Source organism: Bremerella cremea, assembly GCF_039541315.1.
Classification (GTDB): domain Bacteria; phylum Planctomycetota; class Planctomycetia; order Pirellulales; family Pirellulaceae; genus Bremerella; species Bremerella cremea.
This window is the reverse complement of record NZ_BAABFZ010000003.1, coordinates 2,715,567-2,733,709: the sequence shown is the minus strand read 5'-3', so window position 1 is coordinate 2,733,709 and position 18,143 is coordinate 2,715,567. Positions and strand designations below refer to the sequence as shown.

Genomic DNA, 18,143 nt, shown 5'->3' with positions numbered 1-18,143 from the left:
CTACGCCGATGGTAGCCAAGCCAACAGAACGGCGGACGCTCTTTCGCTTCAATGGGTCGACTTGTGCTGAGTCCACTAGTTTGGGTGTCCCCAGCCCCAAAAGCCTTTGAGTCGGCTTATAATCCACCCTCTCCCAAGTTGCGCCCTTTCGTACGGATGATCTCCCTATGTCGATGACGCAGGCTGAACAAACTGCGCCGAAGACGTCTATGACGTCGAGGGGAGATCTGAGCGCGGTGATGATCATCGCGACGCCGGCGCTCGCCGAGCAGTTCCTCGAATTCTGCGTGGGGACGACCGACACCTGGCTGGCGGGCAACTGCTTGTCAGCCGAAAACTCGGTCCCAGCGGTCGCGGCGGTTGGACTGATGGCCTACACCTGCTGGATGATCTTCGTCATCTGTGCTTCGGTCGGGATCGGTGCGACGGCGGTTGTGGCTCGGCAGATCGGTGCCGGCAACTGGAAAGATGCCGAACTCGCCACGGAACAAGCGATCTCGCTCGGTGTGATTCTCTCAGTGATCACGACCGTGGTGCTTTGGTTTTTGGCCGATGACTACGTCGCCGCGATGCAGCTAGAAGACCGCGCCTACGAGCTTGCGCTGCAGTACCTTTACATTCTGATACCGTCGATCCCTGGCTTCATGCTGATCGCCGTGACAACCGCCTGTTTGCACGGGGCAGGGGACACCGTCACCGGCTTGATTGTCATGACGATCGTCAACGTATTGAACATCGCCATCAGTGCGGCGTTGGCGATTGGCATCGGTCCGATTCCAACTCTCGGCTGGAGCGGCATCGCCATCGGCACGGCGGTTTCGCACGTGATCGGTGGCATCCTGCTGCTGGCGATCTTGTTCCAAGGCCGCGCTCACTTGAAGGTGGAATGGCGTGGCATGTGGCCTGATCCGGTTCGCATGCGAAGACTGCTGCGGGTTGGCCTGCCAGGCGGAATCAACGACGCCATCGTGTTGTCGGCGCACCTTTGGTATCTCGGAATCATCAACAGCCTCGGCACCACCCAGGCCGCCGCCCATGGGTTAGCCATCCGTTTAGAGTCGCCCGGCTTTCTGTCAGCTTGGGCGTTCGCCGTGGCGGCATCGTCGCTAACCGGGCAACACCTGGGCGCCAACAACCCGGCCCGAGCGAAACGAGCGACTTACGTTTCGCTGTCGATCTGCTTCGCCATGTTGTCGGCCTATTCGTTGATCATCATCTTCGGTGGCAACTGGCTGACTGGCGTATTCCTGGGCTTTCCAGAAGAAGGAAGCCGAGCATTCGACACCAGCGAGGCCGTGCTCCGCATTTTGTGGATCATGGCGGTCTGCTTGCCGTTTTACTCGGTCTTCTCGGTGCTCAGCGGTTCGCTGCGCGGGGCAGGGGATACGACCTGGCCGCTGCTGATCACCTTCATCGGCTTCATCGGCGTTCGCATGCCGTTCACCTATTGGATGGTGTGGGAGCACTGCGAACTCCCGTTGGTCGGCATCGAAGTCACTGGCCTAGGCTGGGGCCTGACCGGCGCTTGGATCGCAATGCTGCTGGACAACATCGTCCGCATGCTGCTGATCTGTGTCCGATACTGGGACGGTACCTGGACACGCATCGAAGTGTAGCCGCTTAGTTGTCGGCCGTTGGCTGTTCGACCTGAAGCTTCTTAAGCCGCTCTTGATGAATCTCGGCCATGGCATCGGCGGCACCGGGAACGTATTTGATGATCGAGTCGAAGGCATCCTTCGGCAGGCTGACCAGGTCGGTCGGATCGACCGCACGGACGGTCGCGGTTCGTGCGATGTGCGATAGAAGTGCCAACTCGCCAATCACATCCCCTTCGCCAGTCGTACCGACGACCTTGCCGTCAACTTCGATCTCGAGCTTGCCGCTCACCACGAAGTAAAGCCGATCGCCAAAGTCGCCTTGATGAAACAACGTCTGACCAGCGGCCAGATGTTCTCGGCGAACGTTTTGTTCGTTATGCACGTTGAGCTGCGTAATGTCACGCGGCAAGAAGAAGTCTTTCAGCCAATCGATGAAGACGCGTACCTTGCGATCGAGCCCCGGCATCTTGCCGACATAGATCGCTCGCCACATGACCCAGGCAAAGAAGCCGGAGAACGTGAAGCCGAACACTTCAGCGACCGCACTACGGGCACCCAATGAGGCAAGCTTGCCGAGGCCTGCGAACTTGAACTGACGACGCGGCTTGCCAAGTACCGTGCCCAAGATGTTCTCGGCGCAGAGGGTCGCCTGGCGCACGGCATATTGTGCGGTGGGCGGGCTGAAGTAGCCTTCGCCACTCGGCACGGCGGCACAGTCTCCCAGACTCCAAACACCAGGGTGGCTGGTCGATTCCATCTCGTCGCTGACCAGCACGCGGCCTTTTTCTTTTTCGAGCGGCGTGTCGAGGATCACCGGATGCGGCTCGACTGGCACCGTGGCAACCACCGTGCGTGTCATGATCGTTTGTGCGACCTTGGTTTGCTTGTCAAGCATGATCGCACGATCGGCCGACACTTCATGCAATCGCTGACCGATGAGAATCTCGATGCCTCGCTTGCGAAGCAATTTATCCGCATAACTGGCCAGGTTCTCTTTCATTTCAGGCAGAATGCGGTCGGCACTTTGGATCAGCACCATCCGCAGATCGCCTGGCCCGATGTTGGGAAAAGCCCGGACCGCCTTCTTCAGGAAGTCATCCATTTCTGCGATACACTCGACTCCTGAGAACCCGCCACCCGCGACGGTGAACGTCAAAAGGCGCTGTCGTTCTTCCGGATCTGGACAAACGCTGGCCTCTTCCAGCATTTGCACGATATGATTTCGAAGGCGAAGGGCATCGCCCAGATACTTGAATGGAATCGCGTGCTCGTAAAGTCCTGGCACCATGTGATGGGCCAACTGGTTTCCCAGTGCAATCACCAGATGATCGTACGAGATCGTTTCCGAACGTGGAGTCAGCCCAGGAGCAAGCTGAACGGTTTTGTTTTCGACGTCGATCTTTTCGACTCGACGAACGTAAAGCTGAACGCCCGGTGCAATCCGACGAATCGGACTGATCACGTGCAACTGTTCGACCGAACCCGACACCACTTCCGAAAGCAACGGCTGGAACGTGATATAGTTTTCTTCACTGACCAGAATGACTTCCAAATCGGCTTTGGCTTTGTGGTAACGCGTCAGACGTCGCATCAGTTCGCTGGCCGTATAAACGCCACCGAACCCACCACCTAGAATCACGATCCGTTGCTTTTCCATCGAGTCGTCCATTGCCAGTAGGGATCTGCCGAGTAAGGAATCCGCCCTTGGGTCGCTATTGTAGCGGTTTTGAGGAAGGCAATCGATTAACAACGCTTGCTTCCTGGCGAGACCCTTTTTACAGTAAAAAAATGCTTAAGGTTTAGCGCAGGACCTTTCGCGCAAACCACCTATCTATCGGGAAAGAGGCCAGGTTTTGTCACACCTTGGCCATGCATCGAATGAAAATCCGCGTGCTTATGCCATCGGTCGACACACCCTGTCGACTCCACTATACGACATCGGTTTTGATCGACGGCCATATTGCGATCGATACCGGGGGACTTGCCTACCTGAGAACGGTCGAAGAGCAGCGGCAGGTCGATCACATCTTGCTGACGCATTCCCACATCGACCATATCGGGGGGCTGCCGATCTTCATCGACAACACCTACCAACCGACCCCGCAGTGTCCGGAGATCTACGCCGGATCGGCGACGTGGGACAGTCTCGAGAAACATATCTTCAACGATCTGATCTGGCCGAATCTCGATCGCATTGGCGGAACTGAAGCGCCGTTCTATCGCAAACATGTGGTCGACGCGCATCGCTCCTTTACCGTCGGCAAGTATCAGGTCACGCCGATTCCAATGGAACACATCGTTCCGACACTCGGTTATTTGCTGGAAGATGAAACCGGCAGCGTGCTGTTCGCCTGGGATACGGCGCCGTTCCCTGAGTTCGTGAAGATGATCGATTCGATCTCGAACCTAAAAGCGATCTTTCTCGACGCGAGCTTCCCCAACAAGCTTGGCTGGCTGGCCGAGAAGAGTCAGCACACCACGCCCAGCCAATTCGGCCGGATGGTCGAACAAGTTCCTGCCAATGTCCGCGTCATCGCGATGCACTTGAAGCCAGGGCATCACGATGAATTGATTGAAGAGCTTCAGCAGCTCAACCTTCCAAATCTGGAAGTGGCCTGTAGCGAGACTCTCTACGAGATCTAAGCTCGCCCCGCGTCGTACAGCTTCACCAGGCGATCGTGATAGGGACCATCCCCCATCAGATCCAAACTCTTCGCGAGTCGGCGCTGATCTGACTTGCGAGGCAAGTGCTCGAGAGCGCGGAGGACACGTTCGATCTGATCGGTTTCGACGCTCGCCGTGAAGGGAAGCCCGAGCCCCATGATGAACTTGGCTCGCTGCAAGTCGGCGAACTTCTCAGGGTCGTCCTGCATCGCCTCGAACAACGCCGTGACCGCTTTCTGGGACAGTTCCAGCTCGCTCCAGTCATGCTCTTGCGCGGCTTCCAGCATGTACAAGTATTGGTAGACGGCAAACGACATCGGACCTGACGTGATGCCGACACGCTGCTTGTTCTCGATGTTGGAACGCGGCCCTTCGCTGAGAGCCTGGGCAAGGTGCGGGTCCCAACCTTGAACGATCTTCAAGCGAGCCAGGCGGGGGCTCAACAGATATTCACGCGTGCTGCTCAGGTAATCGGCCTCGGTGATCTTCGCCGCCACGATCGCATCGCCCCCTGGCAGATCGACCAGCTTTTCCGTCGCACTGACCGGCAGCGGAACGCCGCTGACATCCGGAATCGAGTAGACACCGACCGCCATGCCAGCCTTGGCAATCTGTTCGACCAAAGGTCGCATGTTCTCGACAATCTGGGCATCGGTCGCGAAGGGAGGCAGATTGGTTCCTGGTCGGATGAAGACAACCGGATAGCCATACTCGCGAAGCACTTCAATCAACTTCGCGTTGGCTTCTTCGCCATCCTCCGGACGCAGCAGCGCCATACGTACGAGGTCAGGAGCATTGGCCTGGGCGGCGACCTCGAACCAGCGTTGTAGTTCTTCGACCGTTCGCAGATGCCCATGCCCGGTCGAGGCAGCCAATAGCACGGCCTCGGCTCCGGCGGCTGCCAACTCCTCGAGATAGTGCACCAGGCGATCTTCGTCGAGCTTTCGCCGCGGCAGGTCGCCGCAGGTCGGATCGAAACAGGCCACGGTGGCTTGGGGGTAGCAGTCGATCGGATTGTTGATGATCTTCCGAGCCAACGGATTCATGGGAGCGCTCACAAAAAAAGGGTGAGTCGACAAATGGCGACTCACCCTAGCTTAGGAGATATCAGGCGAATTAAAACACCTTGCTTACGGGAGCGTGGTAGCTCCCATGAGGTACTTATCACATTCGCGAGCGGCGGCACGGCCTTCGTTTATGGCCCAAACCACGAGGCTTTGACCGCGGCGGCAGTCGCCCGCAGCGAAGACACCGTCGATCGAAGTCGCGAATCGACCATATTCCGCCTTGAAGTTGGAACGCTGATCGGTTTCCAGCCCCAGCTTTTCGACCAGGGTCGCTTCTGGACCGAGGAAGCCCATCGCCAGCATCACGATGTCAGCCTTGAAGACCTTCTCGCTGCCAGGAACTTCGGCCATGTTCCAGCGACCGCTGTCGTCTTTGGTCCACTGCACATTCACCGTCTTGATACCGGCCAAGTTGCCGTTACCGTCGTCGACGAATTCCTTCGACAGGATGCAGTATTCGCGTGGATCGTTGCCGAATTTGGCTTCGGCTTCCTGGTGACCGTAGTCGACGCGGAAGATACGAGCCCATTGCGGCCATGGGTTGTCAGGTGCACGTTCGGCTGGCGGCTGCGGCAGCAACTCGAAGTTCACGACGCTGTTGCAGCCGTGACGAATCGAAGTGCCGATACAGTCGGTACCCGTATCACCACCACCGATGACGATCACATCTTTGCCCTCGGCCGAGATGTATTTGCCGTCGGCCAGCTTGGAATCGAGCAAGCTCTTGGTGTTGGCTCGCAGGAAGTCCATGGCGAAGTGCACACCCTTCAGCTCGCGGCCTGGGATTGGCAGATCGCGAGGCTTGGTGGCACCGGTGGCGAGGATGATCGCGTCGTTCTTTTCTTTCAGCTCGGCGACGTCAATGTTCTGGCCAACGTGGGCGTTGGTGACAAACTTAACGCCGGCAGCTTCCATCAAATCGACACGACGCTGAACGGTATCTTTGTCGAGCTTCATGTTCGGAATGCCGTACATGAGCAAGCCGCCGATCCGGTCGTCACGTTCGTAAACAGTGACGTTGTGACCCGCTTTGTTCAACTGCTCTGCCGCGGCCAGACCGGCTGGGCCAGAACCGATTACAGCGACCTTCTTACCGGTGCGATGTTCCGGCACCAGAGCGGTCACCCAGCCTTCTTCAAAGCCACGATCGATGATCGAACATTCGATGTTCTTGATCGAGACCGGAGGATTGGTGATGCCAAGCACGCAAGCGTTTTCGCAAGGAGCCGGGCAAACCCGACCGGTGAACTCTGGGAAGTTGTTGGTCTTGTGCAAACGATCGAGCGCTTCGCGCCAACGTCCGCGGTAGACGAGGTCGTTCCATTCCGGAATCAGATTGTCGACAGGGCAGCCAGTCGTGCTTTGGCAGAAAGGCACGCCGCAGTCCATGCACCGGGCTCCCTGCGTTTGCAGGTGGCTGTCGGTGACTTCAATCTGAAACTCGTTGTAGTCGTTGATTCGAACCAGCGGGTCGCGATATGGAATCGTGTTCCGCTGAAATTCCATAAACCCAGTTGGCTTACCCATTGCTTTCGGCTCCGCTTAGTTGAACGTCTTCTTCTTCATCGTGCTGCATGCGTTCCATGAGGACGCGTTTGTAGTCGACCGGCATGACCTTGACGAACTGCGTGACTGCGTTGTCCCAGTCGGCGAGAATCTTCTCGGCGACAGCGGACTTCGTGTACTTCGCGTGCATCTCGATCAGGCCTTTGACTTCCACGATGTCACTGGGGGTGTCCAACCGCTCGAGCTCGACCATTCCCAGGTTGCAGTTTTGTAGGAAGTTGCCATCGTAATCCCAAATGTAGGCGATACCGCCACTCATACCGGCCGCGAAATTGCGACCCGTCGAGCCCAGGACGACCACACGGCCGCCGGTCATATACTCACATCCGTGATCTCCGACTCCCTCGACAACAGTGTGCGCACCGCTGTTCCGGACACAGAATCGCTCGGCTGCCCGACCTCGGAAGAAGGCCTGGCCCCGCGTCGCCCCATACAGGCAAACGTTGCCCACCAGCATGTTCTCTTCGGCCTTGAAGGAACTTACTTTCGGCGGATAAATGATGACGCGACCGCCCGACAGGCCCTTGCCGACGTAGTCGTTCGCATCCCCTTCCAGCTCCAGGGTCACCCCGGCAGCCAGGAAGGCACCAAAGCTTTGACCTGCCGAACCGGTCAAGTTGACCTTGATCGTTTCGTCTGGCAGACCGTTTTCGCCGTACCGTTTGGCAATTTCATGGCTGAGCGTTGTGCCCACGGTACGGTTGATATTGATGATCGGCGTTTCGATCTTGACCTTTTCCTTCTTCTCGAGGGCTGGCTGAGCCTTCTCGATCAGGGTGTTGTCCAAGGCCAATTCCAGGCGGTGATCCTGCTTCATCACGTTGTATTGTGGCGAATTCGGATTCTTGTTTTCCGCTGGCTTCAGCAAGGCCGACAGATCGAGACCATCTGCCTTCCAGTGCTGAATTGCCTTGTTGGTTTCCAACAGGTCGACGCGGCCGATCAACTCGTCCATCGTCTTCACGCCCAACTTGGCCATCAGTTCGCGAGCTTCCTCGGCGACCATGAACAAGTAGTTGACGACGTGTTCTGGTTGACCCTTGAACTTCTTACGCAGCTCTGGGTCTTGCGTGGCGATACCGACCGGGCAAGTGTTGAGATGGCACTTACGCATCATGATGCAGCCCAGCGTGATCAGCGGAGCGGTCGAGAAGCCCATTTCTTCGGCTCCCAGAATCGCAGCGATCACCACGTCGCGACCGGTCTTCAAACCGCCATCGGTCTGCAGAACCACGCGGCTGCGGAGGTCGTTCATCACCAGGGTCTGGTGGGCTTCGACAATGCCGAGTTCCCATGGCAGACCGGCATGCTTGATACTGGTCAGTGGCGAAGCACCGGTACCGCCGTTGTCGCCGGCGATCAGGATATGATCCGCCTTGGCTTTGGCCACACCGGCAGCAATCGTACCGACACCGATTTCCGACACCAACTTCACGCTGATACGTGCCGCGGGATTGGCATTCTTCAGGTCGTGAATCAGCTGCGAAAGGTCTTCAATCGAGTAGATATCGTGGTGCGGCGGAGGACTGATCAGACCGACGCCTGGGGTCGAGTAACGAAGGCGAGCGATATACTCGTCGACCTTCTTACCTGGCAGTTCACCACCTTCGCCCGGCTTGGCACCTTGTGAGATCTTGATCTGCAGCTCGTCGGCGTTGGTCAGGTAATTGATCGTGACGCCGAACCGTCCCGAGGCCACCTGCTTGATCGCCGAACGCTTCGAGTCGCCGTTTTCCAGCGGCTGGAAACGAACCGAGTCTTCGCCACCTTCACCGGTGTTGCTCTTACCGCCGATACGATTCATCGCGATGGCGAGCGATTCGTGCGCTTCGCCCGAGATCGAACCGTAGCTCATCGCCCCAGTGCAGAAACGCTTGACGATTTCGCTGGTTGGCATCACTTCTTCGATCGGAATCGAAGTCGTTTCTTCCTTGAAGGTCAACAGACCACGCAGCATGCAGCGGTTGCGAGCGTCTTCGTTGACGATCTTGGCGAACTGCTTGTAAGCGTCACGGCTGTTGGTGCGTGCAGCGACTTGAATGTTGGCAATCGCGTCAGGGCTCCAGGCATGGCGTTCCCCTTCGGCTCGCCAGTGGTATTCGCCATGGTTTGGCAAAACCGGCAAACGGCCATCTTCGCGAAGTGGGTAACCCAGTTCGTGACGACGCAGCAGTTCTTCGGCCAACACCTTGAAGTTGACACCTTGAACGCGGCTCGAAGTGCCGGCGAAGCAGCGCTTGATCACTTCTTCCTGCAGACCGAGTGCTTCGAAGATCTGGGCACCCTTGTACGACTGCAGCGTGCTGATCCCCATCTTGCCCATCACCTTCAGGATGCCCTTGGCAACACCCTTGCGGTAAGCGGCAACGATCGAGTCGTCGTCTGGGTAATCGGTAATCTTCACCAGGCCTTCCGCTCGAGCCTTCCAGAGGGCCTCGAACGCGAGGTAAGGGTTGATCGCGTCGGCACCGTAACCCACCAGCAAGCAGTGATGATGCACTTCGCGAGCTTCGCCCGTTTCCAGGATGATACCGATCTGAGTACGCTTGGCGGCGTTCACCAGGTGATGGTGGACGGCACCGCAAGCCAGCAGCATGCTGACCGGAACGCGTTCGGCACTGATCTTACGATCGCTCAGCACGATGTTACTGAAACCTTCGTCGATCGCCGATTCGGCTTCGGCACAGATACGATCGAGCGCCTTGACCAGGCCTTCCGTTCCTTCGCTGCGAGCAAAGGTCACGTCGATCACCTTAGTCTTCCAACCACGGTGATCCATGTGCTTGAAGGCGGCCAGTTCTTCGTTGGTCAGAATCGGATGCGGCACCAGCAAACGGTGAGCATGTTCCGGAGTCGTTTCCAACAGGTTGTTTTCTGGGCCGATGTAGCATTCCAGCGACATCACGACTTCTTCGCGGATCGAGTCGATCGCCGGGTTGGTGACCTGAGCGAACAACTGCTTGAAGTAGTCGTACAACATGCGAGGCTTGTCGCTCAAACATGCCAGGGCCGAGTCGTTACCCATCGAACCGATAGGGTCACGCTTCTGTTCGATCAGCGGCAACAGCATGAAGTTGAGCGTTTCGGTCGTGAAACCGAAGGCCTGCATGCGGTTGAGCAGGGTTTCAGGATCGAAGCCGTGAGGCTCTTTGTTCGGGCTCAGTTCGGCCAGCTCGATCCGCTGTTCACGCAGCCATTGGGCGTAAGGACGCTTGCGAGCGAAGCTGCTCTTCAGCTCGGCATCCGGGATCATACGTCCTTCTTCGAAGTCGATGAGGAACATACGACCTGGCTGCAGACGTCCCTTTTCGATCACGATGCTTGGATCGACAGGAATCACGCCCACTTCGCTGGCCATGATCACGCGATCGTCCGACGTGACGTAGTAACGGCTTGGACGCAGACCATTACGATCGAGCACAGCACCGATGTAGTGACCATCGGTAAAGGCGATCGAGGCTGGACCGTCCCATGGTTCCATCAAGCTGGAATTGAATTCGTAGAAGGCACGCTTGTCTTCCGACATGGTTTCGTGCTTCTGCCACGCTTCTGGAACCATCATCATGACGGCTTCCTGCAGGGTACGACCGCCCATCAGCAGGAATTCCAGCACGTTGTCGAAGGTGCCTGAGTCGGAGCAATCTGGCTCGACGATTGGAAACAGCTTCTTCAGGTCGTCGCCAAACAGATCGCTCTTGGCCACACCTTCACGAGCCTTCATCCAGTTCGCGTTACCACGAACCGTGTTGATTTCGCCGTTGTGCGACATAAAACGATTCGGCTGAGCGCGGTCCCACGAAGGGAACGTGTTGGTGCTGAATCGCGAGTGAACCATCGCCAGGTGCGTGGTGTAATCTTCGCACTGCAGGTCGCGATAGAACGGCACCAACTGGGCTGGCGTGAGCATCCCCTTGTAGATGATCACCTTCGTCGACAAGCTGCAGATGTAGAACAGCGTGCGCTGCACGAGTTCTTTATCACCGCGAAGGGCGTGGCTGGCACGCTTGCGGATCAGGTAGAGCTGACGTTCGAATGCATCGCCTTCGAGACCTTCACCGGCCGAGACGATCAGCATTTCGATTTCTGGCATACAAGCCAACGCGGTCGGGCCGATGTCGGCACCTTCCGGATTGATCGGCACCTTGCGCCAACCGACCAGCACCTGGCCATGTTCGGCGACGAGGGCTTCGACCGTGTCTTTGCAGTGCTGACGCGCCTTGGCATCGCGTGGCAGGAATACGATCCCAGCGGCAAACTGACCTGGTTCAGGCAGTTCTTTACCAAGGTCTTGCTTGGCAACGCGGGCAAGGAATTCCAGCGGCAGTGCCGTCAACATACCGGCACCATCCCCGGTGTTGGCTTCGCAGCCACATCCACCGCGGTGGTCCATGTTGACGTTCATCGCTTCGGCATCGAGGACCAACTGATGAGTTCGCTTGCCCTTGATATGGGCAACGAAACCGACACCGCAGTTCTCTCTCTCCATCGCCGGATCGTACAAACCTTCCTTACCGGGGCGCTCGATCCGATAAGTTTTCGGGGCCGGCTGGTTTGGCTGGATCATGGTTCTACCTTCTTCTAGCTAGTACGTCGGGCACGCGCCCGGATGTCTTCATGGGGGTGTTGGATCATGTCGGTAGACACAATCTCCGCAGGCTTGTTCCCCGTGGAGATCGAGTCTTCGACCGGGGAACGATTAAGAGCGTGCCGAAACTCCGTTTTCAAGGTCGCTTTCGGCGTCCGCAGCTTCGCCTTCAGCGAAAGTGGCCGCCACTTGTTTGACTTCCGACTCGTCGGCATGTGCTTCCGAGTTGTCTGCTTTTTCATGCAGCAATTGAATGAAACGGCGAGCCGTTTTCCCCAGTTCCTTGCCTTGCCGGGTGACAATTCCCAGCGGGCGAGAAAGGGGGGCTCCGTCAATGGGCACTGCGACCAGCGACCCGGTTTCGACTTCACGCGTTACCGTATCGATCGGCAGCAGCCCGAAACCGGCGTCGATTTCGACGGCCCGCTTGATGGTTTCGATGTTGTCAAATTCCATGACAACTTGAACGTCGGCCCCGGCGGATGAGAGAACGAAATCGATTTCGCGGCGGATCTGCAGACGCGTATCGAAGCCGACCATTCGTCGACCGTCGAGTTCGTCCAGCCAGACCGACTCGCGTTCGGCCAGTTCGCTACCGGGTGCGCAGATGAGGAACATCGGTTCCTCGCGCCACATATCGACCTTGATCGTCTTAGAGGCTTTCGGATAGCTGACCAAACCGAAATCGACCTGATCCGTCTCGACCAACTGCACCACCGTGTCGGGATGGTGATACTGCAGACGAACATTCGCCTTGGGATGCTTGGCCAGGAATTCCTGGACGCACGCATTCATGTGGCTGAGGCCGACCGAGTAAATCGAAGCGATGGTGACCTGACCGGCGAGTTCCTTGTGGAACGTGCGAACGTCTTCTTCGAGGGCGTAGTATCGCTGAACCAGCTGACGACACCCTTGATAGTAAAGTTCGCCTTCAGCGGTTGGCACCAAAGGTCGCTTGGAACGATCAATAAGCTTCACCCCGAGTCGTTCCTCTAATTGGTGCACGACCTGGCTTGCGCCAGATTGCGAAATGCCGTTCTCGTCCGCAGCTCTTGAGAAGCTGCGTTGGCCGACAACGTCGCAGAACACCTTGAGGGACTTTACGTGCATGAACGACTACAGGACGCGAAGGGGGAACTATGCAGAATTTAGATACTGACGAAATCCAAGATTAAAAACCGAAATGTAAGGTTATTGACCTAGACACGCAGCGTCAAGCATGTCGAGGTTTAAATTCCCTAAGTTTGGCGGGTCCTTGAAATCTCGATTTCCCTAAGTCGTTTTGCTATCACAAATTAACCTTCGCGAATGTGTCCTATTCGACGCCCTCTTACGACGATAACTGCGCCTTGTTTTCCTTTACGCTTTTGCGCGAGATCGATGGTCAGGTCGCCATAGCGCATGAAAAAGGCACGTGCTAGCACGTGCCTGATATTAGTGACAGTTGAATTACGACGGCGAATTATCAAACATTCATCAACGGGGACAGCCGGTCGTCAGGAAAATCATCTCTTTCCATAGAAAATCGCGCAGCCACACCACACGTATGAATTCGCGCCGACTGTGTTTTTACGGCGTCTTGTTCGGCACGTACTCGTGATCACGCTTGCGAATCACTTCCGCTTTCAAGATGCGATCGGCAGGCGGACCTGACAGCGCCCCAGGTTCACGACGATTGATCTTCGACAGGATTTCTTTCCCTTCAATCACACGACCGAACACTGTATGGCGACCGTCGAGGTGAGGTGTCGACTGAAAGGTGAGGAAGAACTGCGAACCACCGGTGTTCTTACCAGCGTGGGCCATGCTGAGCGTGCCAGCAAAGTGATCGCGGGCATCCTTCTCGTAGCATTCGCAGTAGATCTCGTAACCGGGACCACCGCTGCCGTCCCCCTTAGGATCGCCACCTTGGGCCATAAAGTGCGGCAAAACCCGGTGAAACGACAGTCCGTCGTAAAACTTCTTCTCGACCAGACTGACGAAGTTACCCACCGTATCCGGCGCTTCGTTCTCGTACAGTTCGATCACCAGGTCCCCCTTGGTGGTCGTCATCTTCACGCGTGGCAGGTCGTCTGCTTCCGCTTCTTTCTTGCGGAACTCTTCTTCCCGAGTCCATTTGTCTTTCAACTGCGAAGCCATGACACCGCACTGGCCAACACGTTCGCTGATCTCGAGCTTCTTTTCCTTCATCTTGTTGAAGGCTTCTTCTGCTTCGGCGAAGTGATCCGTGCCAAAGGCGGCAACAACCTGGTCGCCCAGAAGTTGGTTCTCGTCGAAACCTTTATCCAGCAGCATGTGGACCATCTTGTAGGCATGCTCGTATGCATCCTTTTCGACCGAGTCAGAAAGGACCTTCGTCAGGAACATGCGGGCATCCGCGTCATCAGGATTCGCATTTAAACGCTCGATGGCGGCCTCTTCGATCTTTGGCAAAAGCTCCATCCCACCTTCCAGGACCTTCGTGTATTCCTGGCGAAGCTTTGGCAGGTCGGCCTCGGGAGCGAGACGATATTGCTGCTGAATGCTGCGAAGTTCGGTGATAACCGCCTTCCATTCCACCATCAGCTTTTCAAATTGATCTTGAGGGACTGCTGCAGACGGAGGGGTGGCTGCCGGCTCGCCTGGGGCCTGAGCCAAGAGGGAGGTAGGAACAAAGACAATCGCCAGAATCGCGATCCATTGAAGCCGCATAGACATCGGAAAGGAACTCCTCAGTGCATAGCAAACCCGGGCTGGGTTTACCTTTAGGGTTGGTCGTGTGTCCAGATTCTTTAACACCCGGGGCCCCCGGTCAAGCGGCATGCACGGAAATCGCACCGCTTCTCGGCTTACTTCATCTTAAATACGGACCGCCACCCAGTCGCATGAGGGAGAGCTTCAGCGATCCGTTCGCTCTGTTCTTGGACCGGTTCGACCGTATAGAAGACGTTGGGACGGTGCGACCGGGCCACCTTCAGCAAGGCAGCCACTTTGCGGCGATTGCAGCGGACGTAGATCAAGTCGACCGGGCCTTCGACTCCTTCTCCCTCGAAGACCGTGGCCCGGAAACCCTTGCTCCTCAGGGCATCGACCAGATCGTGATTCTGCTGCGGCGAAATGATTCGGACCACGACCGACCCCAACGCCAGAAGCCGCTCTAGGCCGATGCCGACCGCATTTCCCACGGCAAAACCGCCGGCGTAGGCCACCATCAGGATCGGACTGTTCTGCACGCCGATAATTACCTGCGAAAGGGCCGCGATCCAGATCAGCACTTCAAAGAAACCCAGCGCGACCGATAGGGCCATGCGGCCTTGTACCACGCATATGGTTCGCAACGTTCCCAGCGAAACGTCGACCATCCGCACACAAAAGATCAGCAGTGCCAACAGCCAAGGCGGCAGTTCCGAAAGCCACTCCATCGAGTCACCCACACAAACCAAGAACCAAATTGGAAGCGGCACATTCTAACGAGTTGCCAGGCATCGGGGGATGCCGAAGAAGACTTGCTTGAGTCCAAGACGGACATCCACATTGGCCCAAAGCCTAGGACAATTTCCCAGAAATTGCTTAATAATCGTGCGCAACGGGCAAGAACGGCACTCGATGTCCGCAAAATGAAAGGACGTCCGTGAAACCTTCGCCTGACGGGACTAGAATCGCGCTTCCCAAGGGCCGCTTCGGCGGCTTGTTTGATCGCCTCTAGCTCTCGCCTCCAGATACGATCGGAGATCCCCATGTCGCTCGCCCGTCGTTCTTTTCTACAGACTCTCTTGGGTAGCAGCTTTGTCTTGGGTGGACAGCGTTTGCTGGCTGCCGCCGAACCGGAAGCTTCGCCTGAAACCACCAAGCCGTTCACCGTCGCCTTCTTAACCGATACCCATCAGCCTGCTGGCAACCAGGACGTGATGCAGAAGGTTGGTTCGCTGATCGACGGCATCCAGGCCCGCGAAGCCGCGCCCGAGTTGTTCGTCTTCGGTGGCGACAATGTGATGGCGGTCGATGGCCGACAATCGGACGAACAGGCCGACATCCAGTTTCAGCAGTGGCAAGAGAACGTCAACGATCGCCTAAAAGTCCCCAGCCTAAGCTGCATCGGCAACCACGACATCCGCTGGAAAGATCACGACAAAGAGAACCCCGAGACTTATCGCGAAAAAGACCGAGCGACCAAGACCTATGGTATGCCGGCCCGCTACTATTCGGCGGAGCATGGCGGCTGGCAGTTCTTTCTGCTCGACACCTTCCAATACCAAGGCTGCGAAATCGATGAAGCCCAGTGGAAGTGGCTGGAAGACGAACTCGCCAAAAGCGACTTGCCGGCGGTGGTGGTGACGCACGCTCCGCTGATGTCGGTCACTCATTTCTACGAAGCGTCGACCGACAAAGGAATCGGTAACGGCTACGCGATTCCGTCCGGCTGGTCGCCGCAGCGGTTGAACGACCTGCGGCTGCTTTTTCGAAAGCATCCTCGCGTCCAGCTTTGCCTGAGCGGCCACATGCACACAGTCGATCGCGTCGACGTCGACGACACGACCTACATCTGCGGTGGTGCGGTCAGTGGAAACTGGTGGACCGAGGGAGGCTACCTCGGCTATCCGAATAGCTGGATCGAACTGAAACTGTTCCCCGACGGTAGCTGGTCGCACCAGCGTCACGAGACCAGCTAGTCTTCGACCCCAGGGTGATTTCCCCAATAAAGGGTCGAGATGCAGCGATGGTCCGACCCGATCGAATTGCCCACGTGAACGTATCCTGGCGAGAGATCGCCACTGGAAAACGAATGATCGAGTGCCAACCCAAACGGGAAGGTTGGCAGCACGTACCAGGTCGGCGTCAAATCGATTCCTCGCCGATCACGATAGAGCCCGCTGGCCAGTTCAAAGTCGCGATAGTACGGCGACCAGGGCGTTAAATTGAAGTCACCTATTACGATGGCCGAGTGGTCACCCATTTCAAGCTGCGGCTGCCGAATACGTTCCGCCAACCGTCGTAAATGCTCGTTCCGCGACCGAGCGTTCGTTTTGCCGACCGGTGGCAAAGGATGCGTGCCGATCACTCGGTAGGCTCTCTCTTCGACCTTGATCACCACTTCGATCGAGTAGATTGCTTCGTTGAGCTGAAAGATGTCCGACTGCTCGATCGGGGACTTCGAGTACACCGCAATTCCAAAGTTCCCCGTATCGCTCGGACGGACGATTCGGTACGGATATTCGCTCTCAGTTGCATGGCGTATTTCATCCGCCCAGTGCGAGGTGATCTCGAGCATCACGAAGACGTCCGGGTCTTTCTCGAGCACGCTGTTGATGGCCTGCTGGTAGTTGGCGTTCGACGATTTCACGTTGCAGCAGGCAACCGTGATCATGGGAAAGTTCTCAGATACACTTGGTCGCGGTGCCGCCGGTAGAAACCAAGGCAGATGAATCATCAGGCAGGCCAACGGCACCAGCATCCAGAGCCACCGCCGAAAAGCACCACAGATCAATACCAGCAGGAGTGCGGCCAGCTGTTGTTGGACACGAAGATTGGCCAGGATGTCGGCGATCCAATGTTCGCGGGCAAACCCGGTGACCAACGTTGCCGCGGCCAACAATACAATGACGAGCGTCGAATAAGCCCAACCGCGACGCAAGATCGCGTCTTTCCAGAATGAAGCGGGAGGGGCGTCGTTCATCATCAAGCCTATTACGACTCGATCTCGTACTCTTTCAGCTTCTTATGCAGCGTGTTGCGATTGATCCCCAATCGCGTGGCGGCCTTCGTTTGCACGTTGGCACAAGCCGACATCACCTGCACGATCAGCTCTTTTTCGACGCGATTCACAACGCGGTTATGCAGATCCTCGGCATCCGTATCGGCGTCCTGCAAACCTTGCTGGACAACCTCGAAGGCCAGCGTGTCGAAGTCCGCGACACCGCGTCCCAGGCTCATGGCCGAGCGGTTGTCGCCGGTGCGAATTTCAGGCGGCAACAGATCGAGCGTCAGTTCGTCCCCTTCCGCCAATACGACGGCTCGCTCGACGTAGTTTTGCAGTTCACGCACGTTCCCCGGCCAGTTGTGATCTTGCAGGGCTTCCATCGCTTCGCGCTGAATGTGGACTACATGCCGATCGTTGACTTCGCTGTAAACATTCAGGAAGTGAGCGACCAGTTCAGGGATGTCTTCGCGACGTTCGCGGAGTGGCGGGATACGAATCGGGACGACGTTTAGACGCCAGTACAAGTCTTCACGGAACTTGCCTTCGCCCACTTCTTCCAGCAGCAAACGGTTACTCGCGGCGATCACGCGGGTATCGACACGAATCGTGGCGGTATCGCCGACGCGCTCAAACTCGCGTTCTTGCAGCACCCGCAGCAGCTTCACTTGCAGGTGCAGCGATGTCGAGTTGATTTCGTCGAGGAAGATCGTACCGCCATGAGCTGCTTCAAAACGACCGGTTCGATTGCCGATGGCTCCGGTAAACGCGCCCCGTACGTGGCCGAACAGTTCGCTTTCCAGCAGGCTTTCGCTCAACGCACCACAGTTCACCTTCACGAACGGTCCCGACGCACGACCACTCAGGCGGTGGACGGCCGAGGCGATCATTTCTTTACCGGTACCCGTTTCCCCCAGCAGCAGAACCGAAGCGTTGGTCTGAGCGACTTTCCGGGTAAGACGATAGACATCCCCCATCGCCTTGCTCGA

The 18,143-nt window shown here is 57.1% G+C and carries 12 protein-coding genes; 3 read left to right on the top strand and 9 right to left on the bottom strand.

Going from position 1 to position 18,143, the window contains the following annotated elements; genetic code table 11:
• Window positions 1–209: 209 nt before the first annotated feature.
• Window positions 210–1,616: an MATE family efflux transporter gene (locus ABD890_RS13400; RefSeq protein ID WP_345090085.1), complete on the top strand. Its 1,407-nt coding sequence runs from the start codon at window positions 210–212 to the stop codon at window positions 1,614–1,616.
• Between the two features lie 4 nt (window positions 1,617–1,620).
• Here the strand turns inward: ABD890_RS13400 and ABD890_RS13395 are convergent, their stop codons facing one another.
• A complete protein-coding gene (locus ABD890_RS13395) occupies window positions 1,621–3,255 on the bottom strand; it encodes an FAD-dependent oxidoreductase (protein ID WP_345090082.1) in 1,635 nt (544 codons plus the stop codon).
• Between the two features lie 239 nt (window positions 3,256–3,494).
• Here ABD890_RS13395 and ABD890_RS13390 point away from each other — a divergent pair, with 239 nt between their 5' ends.
• Window positions 3,495–4,241, top strand: a complete 747-nt coding sequence (locus ABD890_RS13390; protein WP_345090903.1) for an MBL fold metallo-hydrolase — start codon at window positions 3,495–3,497, stop codon at window positions 4,239–4,241.
• On the opposite strand, the gene ABD890_RS13385 is transcribed toward ABD890_RS13390, so the two are convergent.
• The 6 genes from ABD890_RS13385 to ABD890_RS13360 all read right to left on the bottom strand — a co-directional run bounded on the left by ABD890_RS13385 (window position 4,238) and on the right by ABD890_RS13360 (window position 14,881).
• Window positions 4,238–5,308, bottom strand: coding sequence for a hypothetical protein (locus tag ABD890_RS13385; RefSeq protein WP_345090079.1), 1,071 nt, complete (start codon window positions 5,306–5,308; stop codon window positions 4,238–4,240). The genes ABD890_RS13390 and ABD890_RS13385 overlap by 4 nt on opposite strands.
• Before the next feature lie 84 nt (window positions 5,309–5,392).
• The gene (locus tag ABD890_RS13380; protein WP_345090076.1) at window positions 5,393–6,856 is read right to left on the bottom strand and encodes a glutamate synthase subunit beta; all 1,464 of its coding nucleotides are present in this window, start codon (window positions 6,854–6,856) and stop codon (window positions 5,393–5,395) included.
• Window positions 6,849–11,459: a glutamate synthase large subunit gene (gene gltB, locus ABD890_RS13375; protein ID WP_345090073.1), complete on the bottom strand. Its 4,611-nt coding sequence runs from the start codon at window positions 11,457–11,459 to the stop codon at window positions 6,849–6,851. The genes ABD890_RS13380 and gltB overlap by 8 nt, the downstream gene beginning before the upstream one ends.
• 132 nt (window positions 11,460–11,591) lie before the next feature.
• Complete coding sequence (locus ABD890_RS13370) at window positions 11,592–12,590, bottom strand: LysR family transcriptional regulator (RefSeq protein WP_345090070.1); 999 nt, start codon at window positions 12,588–12,590, stop codon at window positions 11,592–11,594.
• Between the two features lie 459 nt (window positions 12,591–13,049).
• Window positions 13,050–14,177, bottom strand: a complete 1,128-nt coding sequence (locus ABD890_RS13365; RefSeq protein ID WP_345090068.1) for a peptidylprolyl isomerase — start codon at window positions 14,175–14,177, stop codon at window positions 13,050–13,052.
• Window positions 14,178–14,308: 131 nt separating this feature from the next.
• Entirely contained in the window at window positions 14,309–14,881 is a 573-nt protein-coding gene (locus ABD890_RS13360; RefSeq protein WP_345090066.1) for a DUF2179 domain-containing protein, read from the bottom strand.
• Window positions 14,882–15,196: 315 nt separating this feature from the next.
• On the opposite strand from ABD890_RS13360, the gene ABD890_RS13355 reads away from it, so the two are divergent.
• On the top strand, window positions 15,197–16,129 hold the full coding sequence (locus ABD890_RS13355) for a metallophosphoesterase family protein (RefSeq protein ID WP_345090064.1): 933 nt from the start codon (window positions 15,197–15,199) through the stop codon (window positions 16,127–16,129).
• Here the strand turns inward: ABD890_RS13355 and ABD890_RS13350 are convergent.
• Together ABD890_RS13350 and ABD890_RS13345 are read right to left on the bottom strand one after the other, a co-directional pair.
• Window positions 16,126–17,136 carry an endonuclease/exonuclease/phosphatase family protein gene (locus ABD890_RS13350; protein ID WP_345090062.1) on the bottom strand — a complete coding sequence of 337 codons (1,011 nt, stop codon included), beginning with the start codon at window positions 17,134–17,136 and terminating at the stop codon, window positions 16,126–16,128. The two genes, ABD890_RS13355 and ABD890_RS13350, sit on opposite strands and share 4 nt — an antisense overlap.
• An 8-nt stretch (window positions 17,137–17,144) precedes the next feature.
• Window positions 17,145–18,131 (bottom strand): sigma-54 interaction domain-containing protein, encoded by a 987-nt coding sequence (locus ABD890_RS13345; RefSeq protein WP_373356116.1) that lies wholly within the window; start codon window positions 18,129–18,131, stop codon window positions 17,145–17,147.
• Between the last annotated feature and the right edge of the window lie 12 nt (window positions 18,132–18,143).